Origin of the sequence: Synechococcus sp. A10-1-5-9 (assembly GCF_047716785.1) — a bacterium.
Classification (GTDB): domain Bacteria; phylum Cyanobacteriota; class Cyanobacteriia; order PCC-6307; family Cyanobiaceae; genus Synechococcus_C.
This window is the reverse complement of sequence record NZ_CP180406.1, coordinates 1,320,103-1,333,497: the sequence shown is the minus strand read 5'-3', so window position 1 is coordinate 1,333,497 and position 13,395 is coordinate 1,320,103. Positions and strand designations below refer to the sequence as shown.

15 protein-coding genes are annotated in these 13,395 nt (G+C 59.3%); 7 read left to right on the top strand and 8 right to left on the bottom strand.

The window, feature by feature from the left end:
* Positions 1-5 precede the first annotated feature (5 nt).
* Positions 6-3,215 carry a DUF3769 domain-containing protein gene (locus tag ACLM45_RS07605; RefSeq protein ID WP_415411315.1) on the bottom strand — a complete coding sequence of 1,070 codons (3,210 nt, stop codon included), beginning with the start codon at positions 3,213-3,215 and terminating at the stop codon, positions 6-8.
* 111 nt (positions 3,216-3,326) lie between these two features.
* A complete protein-coding gene (locus ACLM45_RS07600) occupies positions 3,327-3,446 on the bottom strand; it encodes a photosystem II reaction center protein I (protein WP_006042333.1) in 120 nt (39 codons plus the stop codon).
* 61 nt (positions 3,447-3,507) lie between these two features.
* Here ACLM45_RS07600 and ACLM45_RS07595 point away from each other — a divergent pair, with 61 nt between their 5' ends.
* Positions 3,508-6,495: an alpha-mannosidase gene (locus ACLM45_RS07595; protein ID WP_415411314.1), complete on the top strand. Its 2,988-nt coding sequence runs from the start codon at positions 3,508-3,510 to the stop codon at positions 6,493-6,495.
* Here the strand turns inward: ACLM45_RS07595 and psbN are convergent.
* A complete protein-coding gene (gene psbN, locus ACLM45_RS07590; protein WP_011932239.1) occupies positions 6,483-6,623 on the bottom strand; it encodes a photosystem II reaction center protein PsbN in 141 nt (46 codons plus the stop codon). The genes ACLM45_RS07595 and psbN overlap by 13 nt on opposite strands.
* Positions 6,624-6,708: 85 nt before the next feature.
* On the opposite strand from psbN, the gene psbH reads away from it, so the two are divergent.
* Genes psbH through ACLM45_RS07570 form a run of 4 tightly spaced genes read left to right on the top strand, consistent with a single transcriptional unit; the run spans position 6,709 to position 8,079 of the window.
* Positions 6,709-6,909, top strand: coding sequence for a photosystem II reaction center phosphoprotein PsbH (gene psbH, locus ACLM45_RS07585; protein WP_006042330.1), 201 nt, complete (start codon positions 6,709-6,711; stop codon positions 6,907-6,909).
* A gap of 35 nt (positions 6,910-6,944) precedes the next feature.
* Positions 6,945-7,190 carry a TatA/E family twin arginine-targeting protein translocase gene (locus ACLM45_RS07580; protein ID WP_415411313.1) on the top strand — a complete coding sequence of 82 codons (246 nt, stop codon included), beginning with the start codon at positions 6,945-6,947 and terminating at the stop codon, positions 7,188-7,190.
* A gap of 5 nt (positions 7,191-7,195) precedes the next feature.
* On the top strand, positions 7,196-7,822 hold the full coding sequence (pth, locus tag ACLM45_RS07575) for an aminoacyl-tRNA hydrolase (protein ID WP_415411382.1): 627 nt from the start codon (positions 7,196-7,198) through the stop codon (positions 7,820-7,822).
* Positions 7,822-8,079 (top strand): DUF3146 family protein, encoded by a 258-nt coding sequence (locus ACLM45_RS07570; RefSeq protein WP_006042327.1) that lies wholly within the window; start codon positions 7,822-7,824, stop codon positions 8,077-8,079. Before pth ends, ACLM45_RS07570 begins: the two co-directional genes overlap by 1 nt.
* Here the strand turns inward: ACLM45_RS07570 and ACLM45_RS07565 are convergent.
* The 4 genes from ACLM45_RS07565 to rph all read right to left on the bottom strand — a co-directional run bounded on the left by ACLM45_RS07565 (position 8,057) and on the right by rph (position 11,290).
* The gene (locus ACLM45_RS07565; RefSeq protein ID WP_415411312.1) at positions 8,057-8,494 is read right to left on the bottom strand and encodes a resolvase; all 438 of its coding nucleotides are present in this window, start codon (positions 8,492-8,494) and stop codon (positions 8,057-8,059) included. The two genes, ACLM45_RS07570 and ACLM45_RS07565, sit on opposite strands and share 23 nt — an antisense overlap.
* A complete protein-coding gene (locus ACLM45_RS07560) occupies positions 8,491-9,696 on the bottom strand; it encodes a DUF3084 domain-containing protein (protein ID WP_415411311.1) in 1,206 nt (401 codons plus the stop codon). The genes ACLM45_RS07565 and ACLM45_RS07560 overlap by 4 nt, the downstream gene beginning before the upstream one ends.
* Before the next feature lie 57 nt (positions 9,697-9,753).
* Positions 9,754-10,488, bottom strand: a complete 735-nt coding sequence (gene ntcA, locus ACLM45_RS07555; protein ID WP_006042323.1) for a global nitrogen regulator NtcA — start codon at positions 10,486-10,488, stop codon at positions 9,754-9,756.
* 76 nt (positions 10,489-10,564) lie between these two features.
* Positions 10,565-11,290 carry a ribonuclease PH gene (rph, locus tag ACLM45_RS07550; protein ID WP_415411310.1) on the bottom strand — a complete coding sequence of 242 codons (726 nt, stop codon included), beginning with the start codon at positions 11,288-11,290 and terminating at the stop codon, positions 10,565-10,567.
* A 144-nt stretch (positions 11,291-11,434) separates the two neighbouring features.
* Between rph and ACLM45_RS07545 the strand changes: the two genes are divergently transcribed.
* On the top strand, positions 11,435-12,043 hold the full coding sequence (locus ACLM45_RS07545; protein ID WP_038005186.1) for a cob(I)yrinic acid a,c-diamide adenosyltransferase: 609 nt from the start codon (positions 11,435-11,437) through the stop codon (positions 12,041-12,043).
* On the top strand, positions 12,043-12,636 hold the full coding sequence (gene dcd / locus ACLM45_RS07540; protein WP_006042320.1) for a dCTP deaminase: 594 nt from the start codon (positions 12,043-12,045) through the stop codon (positions 12,634-12,636). Before ACLM45_RS07545 ends, dcd begins: the two co-directional genes overlap by 1 nt.
* A 20-nt stretch (positions 12,637-12,656) precedes the next feature.
* On the opposite strand, the gene thyX is transcribed toward dcd, so the two are convergent.
* Positions 12,657-13,382, bottom strand: coding sequence for an FAD-dependent thymidylate synthase (thyX, locus tag ACLM45_RS07535; protein WP_415411309.1), 726 nt, complete (start codon positions 13,380-13,382; stop codon positions 12,657-12,659).
* Positions 13,383-13,395: the final 13 nt, after the last annotated feature.

Below are 13,395 nucleotides of genomic sequence, written 5' to 3'. Positions count from 1 at the left end.
GCGCCTTAGAAGGGGCGACTATCGAGTGGGTTGCGGAGAGGGTCTGGCGAATAGGGAATGAAAGGTCGGCCAGTTCCGGTGAAGTTGAAGTCGTTGAGACGGAAGCGGAATCCACCGACGCCCTCATAAGGGTTGTAGTAAAAACCAAGGTCATAGGACCTTCGCTGCCAGCGCAGCTCGATGTTCGAATTGATCACATTGCCGAAGAACTCGGATGCTGGATCAATATTCACGCCTACACCTGCATTCAGAAGGAGAGGCCCTGCAATTTGCTGTGTCAGGCCGAGCCCAAGGGTGCCTAAGTCAACCGCTTGGTCGAATTCGAAAGGACTGGACCCCTGCTTCAACGTGCCTCCACCAGCGATCGAGAGTTGGGTGTAATCCAGGAATGTTTTGCTGAAGTTGCCAAGGGTAAGTGTGGGGCCCCCAGTAAGGCTGATGGTGTTCTGGCGCGTTCCGTCTCCAAAAGCTGCCAGCGCTGTGTTCAGATTCGTCCGCAGCTCCAGCCCAGGAACAATCGCAACGGGGCTGTAGCGATAGGCCGCTTCCGGTGTCAGCTCTGCTGGCTTGCCACGCCACAGTTGGTATCGACTGTTCAGTGAGCCATAGAAGTTGGCCCGCAGGGTGTCGATCAGGTTGGTGCTGGTGAAACTTTCAGCTTGGTAATTGCCGACCCCGATGCGCCAGATGTAGTCGTTCTTGAGTTTCCCCCAGTTCCAATCGCCTTTTTGTTCCGCGAGGACCCCATAGGCGCTGTAGACATCCGTTTCTCCCAGTGACCCATTAAATGCTCGGAAGCGATAGGCACCGAAAACGCGTGCGCTCACGTCTCCGAGCCATGGAAGGGTGACTGTGCGCCTGGTTGAGCCCGAGAAACGGCTGCCGTTCAGGAAGTTGCTTGGATTGAAAGTACTGATTTCGGCTTCTACGTTGGTTGTTAACCCCAGGAACTGACTACTGAGTTCCGCGTCCACCCCGAAAAGGTCGCCGACGGTGTTGTCTTGGGTGACGTCTCCGCTGTCGATGGATGCACCAGGCGCCACGTAGCTGTTGTTGTCACCATTGATGGCACGCTGCAGTAGGAACTGCGGCTGAATCTGGAGAACGAGGTCGTCGGTCAATTCGATTGGCCGCAGATTCCGGCCGATGAAGAATCCATCGCGATCATCGTTGTCGATACCGAAAACCCAGCGATTCTCCACTTCTTCCTGTTTCTGGATTCTCTGTGTTCGCGATACGGGAATCGGCAGTCGCTCCTCAACGATCAGGCGATTGCGTTCACTCTTAATCAGGATGTCGCCATTTTCCTCTTCCGTTGCCACAACGTTTTCGGCATCGATGCGCGTCTGCGCCGGGGTATAGGGATCGTTGGTGAAACCCATGCGATCGGCACTCCACCCATCCGGAGTGATTCGGACCCTGGCGGCCTGAACGCGCCAACGGCTGATTTCACCAGTGATGAACTGGGTTTGCCCCTGGGTGTTGAGCTGGGAAGGTCGTACGCCGCCGAAGCGATTGGCGGCCAAAACTTCGTTGTTCCGGAGATTTTCGGATCCACGGCTGCGCTGAATCACGAGGCGCTGCTGCAGCTGAATGCTGCTGATGCGCTGATCGATGGCAGCGATGGCTTCTGCTCGCAGTCGCTCCTGTTCAGGCAGAGAAAGCTTGGAGTCTTGCGTCTGGGACAGGACAGTGGAGGATGCTGCGTTGGCTGATGGCGTCTGCGCTTGACGCACTGGGTTGCCGAGTGTGATGTCTTCGAGTTGCTCGCTCATCGTCTGGGGCGCGAGGCGTGCGATGCGTCCAGGGTCTGGACAACCCAGAGGCGGTGGTGCCTCAGGTGATAGGGCTTCGGGTTTGTCTTCTCCCCAGCGATAACGGACGCCGAGTAGGTAGGCGTTGCTTCCCTCTTTAACGCCGTTATAAGTGCCGAACGCGCCAGATCGGTGGTGGATGCGTCCGACCATGGACAGCTGGGGAGAGACAGCGGCTTCAACTTCGAAGCCGAGGTAGTTCAGCAGCTGGGAGAAGTTCTCTCGGAAGGTGCGTTCGTAGTTGCTGACGGAGGAGTTGTAACTGATGCCCTCGACGAATCCAAAGCTCAGCCAGGGCTGGACCCAGAGACGGACACCAAGACCGAGGATGCCCTCTAGGTAGGCTTGATCTGGGGTGCTGGCATTGGGGACGCTCTGGTTGAAGGCGCCACCTTGTTGTTGGTAGGCCTGGTGGCCAAAGAGATCGGCTTCCAGCTCGAAGGCCACGGGCCCTGCGCGCCAGATGCGCTTTTGCATGCTGACGCCCAGCAGGTATTCGGCACGCAAGCGACCTTTAGCGATAAAGGTGTCACCGAAATTCGCGTCGATCATCTGTCCACCCCAGACGGTGACAGCCCAGGGATGGGGGTGCCAGTCGGGAATCGGAGGCAGTTCCGCTGGACATGCCATGCCCTGGCGATCTTCGGAAGATTGTTGCTCCGAAACCTCAGGGCCCATCCATTCCGGTGAGGGGGGGAGCTCCAGATCCCAGAAGGTGCTGTTATCTCCTTGCGGACTCAGTCGTTCTGAAGTATTTGCATCAAGCTCAATGTCGAGGGCTGTCGGGAATCCCAGGCCACTGCTCTCCCGTACGGGGAGCGTTTGTTCTGGCGCATCCGAGGGCTGACCTGGTCGAACTCGGTCGGAATTGCTTTTGGAGGGGAAGGGATTGAGATCAAGCGCTGCTGTGTCGAGATCGAGGACGCCATAAACGTCTTCCATCTCTCCACTGCCTTGGATCAGGCTGAGGCGCAGCGTACTGGCTTGAAAGTACTGAGATCCCTTGCGGAAACGCACGCTGCCTCGGGCAAAGAGCGTGTTGAACTCAGAGTCGAATTCGATCCGATCGGCCTGCAACACGCCACCGTTAAGGGTGACTTGAACATCACCTGAAGCAATGAACAGATTTCGACGTGCGTCGAACACCTGACTGTTGGACTTCAGCAGAAGTTCAGCCGGAGGTTGAGGACTGGCTGAAGCTCGATCCTGCGTGTCGTTGGTCGGAGGGAATGGAACTGAATCAACTTTCGGTGAATCATTCACCCGTGGCAGTGAACCCGAATCGGCAGGCATCCCGGAGTTGACAACTCCTTCTGGTGTTTGCGCTCCAACAGGTACGCACAAAGCAGATGCGATGGCCAGGAGACCAGTGATGGTGATTGGCCCCCGGAAGGCTCTCAAACCCGATCAGCGTTGGGCGGCGATCCTCACATGGAGGAGAGCTTTGTGAACCTGTTAATGACCAGTGGTCAGCGTGGTCCTGACCTGAATCAGTTCAGAGAGCAATCGTGATCAGTCTTCGAGGTCCTTGCGGCTAGGCGTGCGGCTGGGATCGCTGGCAAGAAAGCCGAACACAAAGATCCCGAGGAAAAAGAAGACGACCGAGTAAACGGAAATCTTGAGGGCGAGCATGGGGACCGACCGGCGTCTGGGACAGCATCATCATCTTATGGGTCAAGGTTGTGAGTTCACGATGCAGGACCCTCTGCAGGCCCGTCGATTGGCGTGGATTGAAACGTTTCGGTGTCGCAGTCGCCTGGATCTCCTGTCTGGGTGGCACCGCTGCGGTGACCATGAGCAACGGTCTGTGCTGGCGGAAGCCTGGGGGGCAATCCACCGACCTGACTGGGCTGAGCGGGGGTTGCTGATCTGGCCCAGAGGTGGCGTGTGGCTGGAGATTGAGCAGGTGATTCGCTGGCCGTCGCACTGGCTTCGAAGTGAAGACAGCCAGGAACGGCTGGTGCTCAGTTGGTGGGCGGATGAGGTCCGGGTCTGGGTTGATGACGAGTTGGTCCACAGTGGTGATCTCTTCGAGACCCGCTGCCGCTGGGTGCTGCCAAAGCGATGGCGTAGCGGTTCAGGATTGCGGGTTCGGCTTGAGCTCCGCAGCCCATGCCATGACGATGGCGCTCTGATCAGCAGCACCTTGATCAAGGAGCCTCGCAACCCTCAGGTGGACCCTGACGGTTGCCTCCTGCCGGAAGCGCTGGACCTTCTGCAGCTCAGTCATCAGCAATTCCCTGAGTCATGGCTCGATTGCGAGCCCAGCTCAGACGAGGCGGCTCTACTCGTGCGCACCTATCTGGCCGACCAGCCCCCCGCGAACGGTGTCTTGCACTGGGTTGGCCATGCTCACCTTGATCTGGCCTGGCTCTGGCCTGTGGCCGACACCTGGCAGGCGGCCGAGCGGACGTTCCGCTCGGCCTTGGCGTTGATGGAGCGCTGGCCGGATCTGCATTTTGCCCATTCCACTCCGGCTCTCTATGCCTGGATGGCCCAGCATCGGCCTGCGCTGTTCGCCCGGATTCAAGAGGCCAGTCGCAAGGGGCGCTGGGAGCCCATCAATGGTCCCTGGGTCGAAACCGACTGTGTTCTGATCAGCACAGCCTCCCTGTGGAGACAGTTCGATTGCGGTCAGCAGTTCAGTCGCCAGCATTTCCCTGAATGGAGGCATGACCTGGCCTGGCTGCCTGACAGCTTCGGCTTTGGTGCAGGGCTTCCAGCGGTCGCCAACGCCACCGGCGTGCAGTGGTTCTGCACCCACAAACTGGCTTGGAACGCCACCAATCCATTCCCCCACAGGTTGTTCCGCTGGCGAGGCCGCGGCTCCGCCGAAGTGCTGGCCTTGATGCTTCCTGGGATTGGCACCGATGCCGACCCCGTGGCGATGGGGGCTGAGCAGCGCAAGTTTCAACAGAGCACTGGCATCGATCGGGCGTTGTGGCTTCCCGGTGTGGGAGACCACGGTGGTGGCCCAACGGCCGAGATGCTGGAGCAGCTGCAGCTCTGGCAAGACCATCCACAGTCTCCGGCCCGTGAAGGCGGCACCGTGCGTGGCTTTCTGCAGCACCTGGAGCCTCTGCGCACGGAGTTACCGGTCTGGCGTGATGAGCTCTATCTCGAGCTGCATCGCGGTTGTGCAACCTCGCGCCCCGATCAGAAACGCCACAACCGAACCCTGGAGCGACTGCTGCGGGAAGCCGATTTGGTGGCAGCACTGCTAGGCCAGGAGAGGCAGGACTGGGCCTGGTCGGTCCTGCTCTTTCATCAGTTCCACGACATTCTTCCCGGCACGGCCATCCCAGAGGTGTTTGATCAAGCCGAACCGCAGTGGCGCGCCGCCCGTCGCGCAGCTGCGGCTGCCCGTGATGCAGGCCTGAAGCATCTCCTTTCTGGCAACGGTCCAGGTCCTGGAGGTGAAAGCTTCGCTTCAGGCCGCTGGGCCTGGTGTGCGCTGCAGCCCTTGCCGCGCTGGTCGCCGCTGGTACGGCTTCCGCGAGGGCAATGGTCCAGTGCCGGTCGGCGTCTGCCGGTGCAGGCGGCAGCTGCCGGCGGCGTCTGGGTGCAGCTGCCCATGGTCGATGGCGTGAGTGCGCTGCCGCTCGAGCGCTCTGACCATCGTTCCGAGCCTTGCCAGAGCGACGAAACTGTGCGCGACCCCGTCCGGGTGACAGCCCTTGAAAGCGGAGGTTGGAGGCTGTCCAACGCACGACTCTCAATCGACGTTGGGCCCCAGGGGCTGATCGGTCTGCGGGATGCTGGGGGGGCCGACTGTCTGGCGGCCCCGCTGCGCCTGAACCGCTACCGCGATCACGGTGAATTCTGGGATGCCTGGGATCTTGCCGCTGAGTACCGGAAGCATCCGTTGCCCATGCCAGAGCGTTGGCAGGTGGAGCTGCAGGACTCTGGCCCCTTGATGGCCCGCGTGACACTTCGCGGCCAGTTCGGTGTCAGTGCACTTCGAATGGATGTGCTTCTCTGTGCTGACTCTCCACATGTGGAGCTGCGCCTCAGTGTTCAGTGGCGCCAGTCCCATGAGGTGTTGCGCCTTGAGTGTCCTTTGGAAAGGCCTGCGGTGCGCTGGGCTTCCGACACCAGCGGTGGTGTGATCGAGCGACCTGCTGTGCCGCGCACGCCCATGGAGAAAGCTCGATGGGAGGTGCCTGTGATCTCCTGGCTGGCTAGCGACTCTGCCGCTTCAGGAGGTGGGCTGGCGATTTTGCTCGATGGACCTCAGGGCGCTGATGCAGGGCCAGATCACCTCGGGGTGTCCCTGCTCAGAGGACCCACCTGGCCGGACCCCTCCGCCGATGCCGGTTGGCATCGGCAGCGTGTTGCATTGATGCCGTTGGCGGAGGGATGGATGCGCAACGGTGTGCCTCAAGCGGCCATTCGATTCCGAGAACCGGGGTGGCTTGGTCCTGTGGACCTGAAGGCCTTCTGGGAGGGACTTCCCGCTGTCCCCGATGGACTGATCCCCTTGGCCATCAAGCCCTTGATGGCAGCTGACAGAACGACGTGTTCAGCAGCCTCGGCGTTGATGATTCAGCTGCTGAACCCTGGGGCCCAGCGATTGCGTTGGCTCCTCGATGGTGGCTGGGCAATGCCTACGGGAGAGACCATCATCCAAATGATGCCCGGTGAACTCAGGGAGGTTCGGTTGGTCCGTCAGTCCTCGTGATCGTCGAAGGGGTCGTCGAGGCGTTTCGAGGGCGGACCAAAGGCTGTATAGACCCCGAAACCAGTGAGACCAAGCAAGGCTGCCAGAACGGCAATCGCGACGGACAGGGCCGGCGAAGAACTTTCCATCACATCTCTCGACAGGATCGGCCTCTTCCGGGCCGGGACCCCTAGAGTATCGGGACTGAACTCCACCCGAGACCCAAGCGCCGTTATGGCTCAACGCACTCGTCTGGGCGATCTGCTCCGTCCCCTTAATTCTGAGTACGGCAAGGTTGTGCCTGGTTGGGGAACCACGCCTGTGATGGGAATTTTCATGGTGCTGTTCCTGGTCTTCCTTCTCGTCATCCTGCAGCTGTACAACCAGTCTCTGATCCTGGAAGGAATCAACGTCAACTGGAACGGGGCCGGCTGACTCTTGCCGGCTCACCCCACTCTCGGGCGAGGCTCATGAACGTGTTTGGAATTGGCCTTCCTGAGATGGCCGTCATTGGTGCCGTCGCTTTGCTTGTCTTCGGTCCGAAGCGTCTTCCTGAGTTCGGCCGCACCTTGGGGAAGACTTTGAAGGGGTTTCAATCCGCTTCTAAGGAATTCGAGCGGGAAATCAACAAAGCCATTGCTGAGCCTGAAGTTCTTCCTGAGGTTTCAGAGCCAACGACGGACACCCCTCCGTCGAAAGGCGCTAGCGCTGACTGATCGTGATCAACTCCGGCGACCTCCGATTGGTGGTAGGTCTTGGCAATCCCGGTGACCGTTACGCCTCGACCCGTCACAACGTGGGATTCATGGTTTTAGAGCAGCTTGCTGCTCAGGAACATGCTCGGTTCCGAGCCATGGCCAAGCTCCAAGGTGATCTTGCGGATATCGGCGCTGGACCTGATCGTTTGCGCTTGTTGATGCCCAAGACCTTCATGAATGAGAGCGGCCGATCGATCCGTGCCACCCTCGACTGGTTTGGTTTGAGCCTGGGACAAGTCATCGTTCTGGTCGATGACATGGATCTCCCCCTCGGACGCCTGCGCTTGCGGGCTCGGGGCAGTGCCGGCGGTCACAACGGATTAAAAAGCACGATTCAGCATCTCGGCACCCAGGATTTCGCACGTCTTCGCATCGGGATTGGTGCTCCGGGGCTTTCGCCTGAGGAACGAAGGGCTCGCACCGTGTCGCATGTGTTGGGGGCGTTCAGCCGTGAGGAGGAGCCTCTGCTGAACGAGGTATTGAAAGAAGTTCTCTCCGGGCTGGAACGCATCCAACGTCAGGGATTGGAACGGGCTGGTAACCACATCAATGCTTTGAATCTCGCTCCTGCTCAGAGTGAGTCGGTTTGATGGCACGTCTGCCATCCACCACAGCTCATCTGAGGGTTCATCACCAGAGTTTTAGTGATCAGTGTCTTCAGGGTGAAGTTCAGGCCGGTGGATTTATCTGGGAGTTTCAGTGGTTTTTCAAGCGCGGTGAGCTCAGCGTTGAGCCTTCGCTCGGACGCGCCCTGATCCAGGATGCGTTGCAACGCTTTTTGGTGAGATCCGATTATCGGCTCGAGGCTGGAGGGGATTACAGCTTCACCGTGAGAGCCAAGTTCTGACGGGCTCCGGTGTAGGCCAGCTGAAACGGCAGTTGAGCGCAGTCTCGAGAATCACCAGAGCGGCAACAGCATCGAGATCACAGGGGGGGATGCGTAGTCCCTCAGGCAGCAGTCGCCGCCATCCTTTCGGAGGCCAGAGCTCCCAGTATCGACTCCTGGCCTGCAGGGTGGTGCCGCGTTCGTCGACAACGGTGAGCTGCAGATCCGCCGGTAGTTGGTCGCGCCAGTGCCTACTGGCTGTGCCGTTGCCCATCACCACGCGATCAAGAGGTTCCTTGGATCGCCATTGCTCCAGGGTCTCCAGGACAGAGCATCCCTCAAGGACATGTCCTTCGAGGACGATTCCCAAGTCTGTGTCAACGAGCAGGAGCCCACACTTGCTTCGGCCCGGATCCAGGGCGGCGATGCGAGTCACGGTGTGTCATCCGCAGTGGTGGGTTTGAAGCTGCGTTGAAGTCGAAGCTGAATCGCAATGGGGTCGGCTGTCTCGCTGTTCCTGAGTGCCACCGCCTCAAGCTCAACCCGTCCGGTGCTGCGATCAATCAGCATCTTTCCGAGCTCGTTTAGTGCCTGGGAGTCGAATTGCAGTCCCTTGCTGATGGAGCCGCGGCGTTGAATTTCTGCCAGGGTTGATGCCAGAAGCAGGTTCAACCTGTTGCGGACATCCTCCGCGGATGTTTCTTCGCTGGCCAGGGCGGTCTTTGCAAGCACCTCTCCATCGCGGGTAATGGTGACGTTGGGCCTGACCTCCGGGAAGGCATACACAACCGTTTCACCTTGAAGCACGTTGGCGGCAGAGCGCAGCAGTACAACCCAGGTTCCTGGTTTGCGGATGGCTTGTTCCAGGCGGTTGATGTCTTCACGAGGCACCAACAGGATCTGTTTGTCGGGAGCCTGTCCTGGCAGGACTTGCTGGTAAGCCTGGAGGTTGGCCTCTCTCAGCACCTGATCGATCACCTGGCGCGCCTGGTCAGGGCGTTCAAGTCTGAGTGTGGCTGTTGCTAAGGGCTGACCACTGCTGATCGCGACGTTTCCGCGGCGCAGGGCTAGAAGATTTTCCTCTAGCAGTTTCAATTCGGCTTCGCCGGAGCGGATGCGATCTCGTACAGCGGCGAGCTCGCGGTCGGTTCTGCGGATTTCGTCGTCGCGTTTACCAACGTCCTGGCTCAGTCGTTGTCGTTCTGCTTCGAGTCGGCGGGTCTGATCCTGCAGGGGTTGAAGGGTTTCTCTCAGCTCATTGGCTTGTTTACGTGCTTCCTCAAGGCGTCTGCGCACCTCGATCTCATCCTTGCGAGCTTTGTCCAGTTGTTGTTTGGATTGCTTCTGAGCTGACCGGCTGGTCTTCAGATCCGCCCGGCTGCTGCGCAGCCTGGCCTGAAGGTCATTCAGTTCGAAGAGGCCGACGCGCAACTGCCGACTGACGAGCAGCATCAGGCCCAGGGAGAGGACGCTGATCAGGCTGCCGGTGAGCACTGTGATCACCACGGCTGTCTGACGGGGGCGCAGGCCGAAGAGGCTCAGACGAGCCTTGCCGACTCTGGAGCCGAGTCGATCACCCAAGGTCGAGAGCACGCCACCGAGGACAAGCAACGACAGCAGAAGCAACCAGCCAGTCACAGAGAACTCATTGCACGCAGTGCAGCTCGAACGTCGCCATCCTCACTCTTCTGTGCGTCAGCTGAACCGTTTGGCAAGGGCGATGGGATCGAGAACGGTAATTTTTTTGCGGTCAATCTCTACCAGACCCGAGTTGCGAAGGTCTCCGAGGAGGCGGGTGATGGTGACCCGGGTTGATCCAATGGCTTCGGCGATGGCTTGATGCGACAGCCGCAGATCGATCGTGATCCCCTGGTTTCCAGGGATGCCGAAATCGCGGCAGAGCACCAGCAGAAAACTCACCAGGCGTGACGACATGTCGCGGTGGGTCAATGTTTCGATCATCGTCTCCGTCTGAAGAATTCGGCTTGAGAGTCCCTGCAGCAGCAGCAGCCCCACCGAGGTGTCAGCTTCGATGGCCTTACGCACCGAGGTGGCGGGAGCTGTGACCATCTCAACCCTGGTGAAGGCCACTGAGTGGTAGAAACGATCGGAACGATGGCCGGTGAGGAGGGAGAGCACACCGAAAAGACTGTTCTCTCGCAGCAGAGCCACGGTGATCTCCTCCCCTGACTCGTAGACGCGAGAGAGGCGCACGGCACCGCGCCTAATGAGATAGACGCGTTCGGCGGGATCACCCGGGAAGAAAATGGTTTTGCTGCGTTCGATCAGCTCCGTGTTGGCACCCTCGAGGTCCCGAATGACTTCAAGCAGAGTCTTGCTAGTTGGTGCGGGCGCGTTGGCCAGGCTCACTTCCGATGTGCGTCCTTGATGAGAGGCTGTGCGGCTAAAGCCGCGGATCACTTCGGGCATGGCCGGCACATTGGTTTTAGGAAGTTAAGGAGCGATTGACTCTCACCCTGTAGCAACGCACACGATTCCAAAGTGATCACTGCGTTCTCAGAGCCTCGTTCTGGGCGCGCATCAGCTGCTTGAGCCCAGGTTCCGCTCGATCGAGGAGCAGGTTCAGCTGCTGCCGGCTGAAGGTGGCTCCCTCTGCTGTTCCCTGGAGTTCAAGAAGTTCACCGCTGGCGTTCATCACCACATTCAGATCCACATCCGCCTGAGAGTCCTCGCTGTAATCCAGATCAAGTAGGGCTTCGCCCTGGAGTAGTCCCACCGATACGGCTGCCACCTGGGCGCTGACTGGATTGGCCGGGATGAGTCCCTGTGACACCAGTGATGCGCAGGCGTGATGGAGTGCCAGCCAGGCTCCAGTGATGGAGGCGGTGCGAGTGCCTGCATCGGCCTGAATCACATCGCAGTCCACAAGCAGAGTGTTCTCGCCCAACGCCTCCATGGAGAGCGCAGCGCGCAGACTGCGACCGATTAAACGCTGAATCTCCTGGGTGCGTCCGGAGAGCTTCAGCCATTCCCGTCGTTGACGTTCGGGGGTGGAACCAGGGAGCAGCCGGTATTCCGCGCTCAGCCAGCCGAGGCCCTGGTCACGGCGCCAGCGCGGCACGCCTTGCTCGTGGCAGACGCTGCAGAGCACAGCGGTTCGGCCGGTGCGAACGATCACGGAGCTGAGGGCGAAGCCCATGGGATCCCATTCGACGGCGAAGGGCCTCAGTTCGGACGCTTGACGTCCGTCCTTGCGGGAGATGGTGTTCATGCCTGGCGACGATGGCTTCATTGAGCCTGGCAGTTGGACTGAGACACCATGGGTGGTGTCCAAGGGCTTGTGGATCGGATCCGCAGCGCTAGATTCAAATTCTGCTGGGCCGTCTGGACACCAGCCCTGATGCCAGCGACCGAGATGACAACAAGCTTGAGTTCCAGCCATCGATCCCGAGACGTCCGCAGTGCGGATCACCGGACGCTTGAGCAAGCTGGTCTGCGGAGATTGCCGGTTTTTGAGCCGAGGCCACCGCTGCATCTGGTGGCTCAGGAGGGCCAGCTTCAGGTTCACACGGCCCCGTATCGAGGGAGTTTCGGGACGGTGATGAGCCAAGCACTGCGTGCTGCGGGTCTTGGCAGCAGGGTGCTGGTCGCTCAATTTCTCAAAGGTGGTGTGGTGCAGGGGCCTGATGCTGCGGTCACTCTCTGCGACCGTCTCAGCTGGATGCGTCCTGCTGTTCTTGAGTGTTTGTCCCAACCTGCGGCCAATGCTGAGCCGGAGGTGATTGATGCTGTGCAATCGGTCTGGAACGCCTGCGCAAAGCAATTAATCAGCGGGGACCTCGATCAGTTGGTGCTGGATGAGCTTGGCCTGGCAATTGCATTCGGCTACCTCGATGAGCGGGAGGTGTTGTGTCGCCTGGAGCAGCGTCCCGCGTCAATGGATGTGATCATCACGGGTCCATCCATCCCGGACTCGCTGATGGCTTTGGCTGATCAAGTCACGGAATTGCGTAGGGGCCTCTGATGCTGAAAAACGATCGCTGGATCACCGAGCAAGCTGCTGCAGGGATGCTCGATCCATTTCAAGCGGGTCTTGTGCGTCATCTCGAACCGGATCAGAAACTGCGCCCGGTGTTGAGTTTTGGTTGTTCGTCGTATGGCTATGACCTGCGCCTTTCACCGCAGGAGTTTCTGATTTTCAAACACGTGCCTGGCACGGTGATGAACCCCAAGCGATTTAATCCAGCCAACCTGGAGCCCACCGAGCTCCATCATGATGAAGATGGTGACTATTTCATCCTTCCAGCTCACTCCTATGGGCTTGGCGTTGCCCTTGAAAAAATGAAGGTGCCGCCCAACATCACGGTGATCTGCCTGGGCAAGAGCACCTATGCCCGCCTCGGTATCATTGTGAACACCACGCCCGCGGAAGCTAGCTGGGAAGGTCATCTCACTCTTGAATTCAGCAACAGCTCAGGTGCTGATTGCCGTATTTATGCCAATGAAGGCATCTGTCAGTTGTTGTTTTTTGAAGGTGACCCATGCGACACCACTTACAGCGATCGCCAGGGCAAATATCAGCACCAGCCTGAGCGGGTTACCCTCGCCAAGGTTTGAACGCTTGTGGGGGCCTGACCTCAGGGCGCCAGTCTTGCTTTATGAAGCCGGCTTTTTTCATACCAGGCTGCGAATTCAGGCGCCCAATCCTGGAGGTGTGGCCACATGAGGTCACAGAGCTCGCGGATTTCCTTCTGTGCATCGAGCTTGGCGCGCAAATCCATGAAGTGCAGGAACGCCCGAAGACTGAAGCTCACCACGAAGTGCTGTCGGTAATCAAAGGGAAGAATCCCGCGGGCATGTTCCTCTGCGAAACCGGCTCGCAGTAGATCCCGATAGCGCTCTGAAGCTTGCTTGCAGAGCTGCAGATCCTGCGACCGCAGCGCCTGGCTGTAAGTGTATTTCTTGCCCTGACGATCGCTGTAATCTCCAACTGGTCTGAGGTAAAACACGTCCTCTAGATCCAGCTCACCGTCGGCAGCCCGGGCAATCCGCTCGCCTGTGTAACGCATCGACTGGACATCGAAGCTCACGCCCACTCGGTGGGTGCGAGCTTGCTGCATCACCGAGTGAGGGAACCAGCCCACATTCAGAACGATCTGGGCATGTTCAAGCGGGCCGTAGTGGCCTCGCTCGCCTGAGAGCAAGCGCTTCACACAGATTTTGCCGGCACGGGTTTCATCGGGCCAATCGTCGCGGTCGGCGGCTACGAAACCTTCGCTGTAGTCCTGATGCATGCCGGCATATACGCATTGCTGCGGGTTAGGGGTTGCAGCGATCAGGTCGACCCGAAAGCGGGAATCCATGGTCACGTCAGGT

Bases quoted from the DNA above. Each gene is read 5' to 3' on its own strand.
- rph (WP_415411310.1), bottom strand. From the start codon at position 11,290: ATGAACACCATCTCCCGCAAGGACGGACGTCAAGCGTCCGAACTGAGG.
- thyX (WP_415411309.1), bottom strand. From the start codon at position 13,382: ATGGATTCCCGCTTTCGGGTCGACCTGATCGCTGCAACCCCTAACCCG.
- ACLM45_RS07600 (WP_006042333.1), bottom strand. From the start codon at position 3,446: ATGCTCGCCCTCAAGATTTCCGTTTACTCGGTCGTCTTCTTTTTCCTC.
- ntcA (WP_006042323.1), bottom strand. From the start codon at position 10,488: ATGCCCGAAGTGATCCGCGGCTTTAGCCGCACAGCCTCTCATCAAGGA.
- ACLM45_RS07570 (WP_006042327.1), top strand. From the start codon at position 7,822: ATGGCACGTCTGCCATCCACCACAGCTCATCTGAGGGTTCATCACCAG.
- psbN (WP_011932239.1), bottom strand. From the start codon at position 6,623: ATGGAAAGTTCTTCGCCGGCCCTGTCCGTCGCGATTGCCGTTCTGGCA.
- ACLM45_RS07595 (WP_415411314.1), top strand. From the start codon at position 3,508: ATGCAGGACCCTCTGCAGGCCCGTCGATTGGCGTGGATTGAAACGTTT.
- dcd (WP_006042320.1), top strand. From the start codon at position 12,043: ATGCTGAAAAACGATCGCTGGATCACCGAGCAAGCTGCTGCAGGGATG.
- ACLM45_RS07580 (WP_415411313.1), top strand. From the start codon at position 6,945: ATGAACGTGTTTGGAATTGGCCTTCCTGAGATGGCCGTCATTGGTGCC.
- ACLM45_RS07545 (WP_038005186.1), top strand. From the start codon at position 11,435: ATGACAACAAGCTTGAGTTCCAGCCATCGATCCCGAGACGTCCGCAGT.
- psbH (WP_006042330.1), top strand. From the start codon at position 6,709: ATGGCTCAACGCACTCGTCTGGGCGATCTGCTCCGTCCCCTTAATTCT.